Genomic DNA, 2,568 nt, shown 5'->3' with positions numbered 1-2,568 from the left:
GGCTCCTGCAGTGAACGGGACCACTCAAAGAAAAGGCAGCCCTCCTCGGCGTTGGTCGCCTCGGTAAAGGCCTTTGAAATTTCCGGCCAGGCATCAGCGTGCTCGGGCTTGACGGGGAATTTTGCGGTAATGAAGATCAAGGTCATTCCTTTGCTGGGCAGCACGGACGACGGCGGCATCAGTGCTTCGGTCGGTTGGCGCCACAGCGGTTTGTGCGGCACCTCAACTTTGCCATGCCGCAGGCGCCGGTGTCGTAGGTGCAGCCGGTACTTCGGCTTGGAACGGGTGCTTTACGCCGCCGGCTGGCCAGCTGCTACGACCCCTGTTCCAGCCGCGAAACCGGATCTGTCCCGCCGTCCCGGGTTACCTGCGCTGTTCCACCGCTTCTGGTGCGGCGAGCATCTGCATCGTGTGCAGCCGAAGTTCCAGATCGTTCATGACGATCGCGGCAAGGTTTTCCAACGTCTCGGCATCGTCGTCGCTGAAGTCCCTCGGCTCCTGGTCCAGAACGCAAAGGGTGCCCAGGTTGTAGCCGTCAGGAGTACGCAGCGGCACTCCCGCATAAAACTTCATGTTTGCCTCGCCGGCAACCAGCGGATTCGCCAGGGCCCGTGGATCAATCGCCGCGTTTTCCACCACCCACGGCTTGTCCTGAAGGATTGCCGAGGCACACAAGCCCGGATCCCTTCCGGTCTCCTCAAGGTCAGTGCCGTGGTGGGCCTTAAACCAGATGCGGTCGTGGTCAACAATGCTGACAATCGCTACCGGCACCGCGAACACGCGGGCAGCAATTGCAACCACGCGGTCAAAGGTCCCATCCGGGAGAGTGTCGAGGATGCGGTAGCGGTGGACGGCGCGCATCCGTGCCTCCTCATCCTGGTCCGCAGCAGCTGAAGCGGAAGCGGTGCTGCGGCGGCCCATATTGGTCGCGATTTCCCGCCGGAGGGTCAGCGACACCTCCAGCGCCGTGGGCCTGTCCGCAGGATCACGGGCAAGCATGAACGTCAGAAGCTCCACCCATCCCGGGGCAATGTCCTCAGGGATATGGGGGTCGCGCAACAGGCGGGCCACGGCTGATTCGATGGGCGCACCGGGGTAGGCAACCTTTCCGGTCAGCCCTTCCAGCAGGACCAGGCCCAGGGAGTAAACGTCGCTCGCGGGCCCTGACGGCTCGCCAAGAGCCTGTTCGGGGCTGAGATAGTGCGGCGTCCCGGACGAGACCCGCGGCGACCCCGTGTGGTCATCACCCAGCAGCAGTGCGACGCCGAAATCACTGAGTTTTGCTCTCAGTCTGCTGTCACTGCCGCTCTCCTCCACCAGCAGGACGTTCGCTGGCTTGACGTCCCGGTGCACAATGCCGTGGTGGTGGATGTAGGCGAGCCCGTCGGCAAGGTCGTGCCCGATGTGCGCCATGCGTCCAGCCGACATTGGTCCCAGAGCCCCCTGGCTGCGCAGATCGGGGCCGCGAACCAGTTCCATCACCAGGTAGCTGAGGGGATTGCCCGGATCGCTCAAGTCCGCACCGGCGTCGAAGAGGGTGACAAGTGACGCGTGGCTCATACCCGCCAGGATGCGCACCTCCGCTTCCTGCCGGCGGCTCTGTTCGACATCGCCGTCGTGATAGCGAAAGACCTTGACGGCCACGTCCCGGCGAAGCAACTCGTCAGCAGCACGGTAGACGCTGGATTGCGCTCCGATGCCTATTAACTTCTCGATCCGGTACCGCCCGCTGAGGAGGTGTCCGTTCCGTACCGATCCCACAATCATGTTTCCTCACGTACCCGGCCCTGCCACAGCGGCCCGCGGACGACGTTGTCCGGCCGGGTTCGGAGTGTTAAGCAGCTCACCTTCCATGGTAGTGGCGCAGGAGCTTTGACCGGGAACTTTACGGATACCGCCGTGGGCTTAATCCCCGCTGCAGCGGCCTGTGCTTTGGGAGAATTGAGGCATGGAATTCAACCGGCTGCTGCAGATCCGGCGGATTTATGCGCAGAGCGCGGCATTGGAACTGCCCAGGGGCAAAGAGATTGTTGCACGCTGGCCGGACGCCGAGGTGTTGCTCGTCGAGAACCACTGGAACATCCCCGAAGTCCACGGTGATGAAACAAACGTGCCGCGCTGGTCCCGCATAAAGACTGAGGCACTCATCCTCGGCGTCAAGAAGGCCCTGACAGTAAAGCCCAACGGCCGGTCGGCGGATTTCATTGCACCGTCATCTGCGAACGGCTGCGCGATGGCGTGCGCCTATTGCTACGTACCGCGGCACAAGGGCTACAGCAACCCTGTCACGGTTTTCGCCAACATCGATCAGATCGGCGCATCGCTGGAGCGGCACGTCAACCGCCAAGGCATCAAACTCGAGCCGAACCAGTGCGACCCCGAGCTTTGGGTATACGACATCGGGGAGAACAGCGACTGTTCGGTTGACGCGCTGATCAGCGATAACGTCCAGGATCTGGTGGAGCTTTACCGCGACCTTCCCACCGCCAAGCTCTCCTTCGCCACCAAGTACGTCAATCCGGCCATGCTCGACTGGGACCACGGCGGGCACACCAGGATCCGGTTCTC

3 protein-coding genes are annotated in these 2,568 nt (G+C 62.7%); 1 reads left to right on the top strand and 2 read right to left on the bottom strand.

What is annotated here, in order from left to right:
• Together RIN13_RS20460 and RIN13_RS20455 are read right to left on the bottom strand one after the other, a co-directional pair.
• Positions 1 to 140, bottom strand: a 140-nt coding sequence (locus tag RIN13_RS20460) for an antibiotic biosynthesis monooxygenase (RefSeq protein WP_309109147.1), incomplete at its 3' end; no start/stop codon positions are given.
• A gap of 223 nt (positions 141 to 363) precedes the next feature.
• Positions 364 to 1,767 (bottom strand): protein kinase, encoded by a 1,404-nt coding sequence (locus tag RIN13_RS20455; RefSeq protein WP_309109146.1) that lies wholly within the window; start codon positions 1,765 to 1,767, stop codon positions 364 to 366.
• Between the two features lie 181 nt (positions 1,768 to 1,948).
• On the opposite strand from RIN13_RS20455, the gene RIN13_RS20450 reads away from it, so the two are divergent.
• A partial coding sequence (locus tag RIN13_RS20450; protein ID WP_375164808.1) for a spore photoproduct lyase family protein occupies positions 1,949 to 2,568 on the top strand: 620 nt, incomplete at its 3' end.

Source organism: Arthrobacter sp., from assembly GCF_031179985.1.
Classification (GTDB): domain Bacteria; phylum Actinomycetota; class Actinomycetes; order Actinomycetales; family Micrococcaceae; genus Arthrobacter.
The sequence above is the reverse complement of the archived record's forward strand: the minus strand, read 5'-3'. Positions and strand labels throughout refer to the sequence as shown.

Coding starts and splice junctions, on each gene's coding strand:
- RIN13_RS20455 (WP_309109146.1), bottom strand. CDS start 1,767: ATGATTGTGGGATCGGTACGGAACGGACACCTCCTCAGCGGGCGGTAC.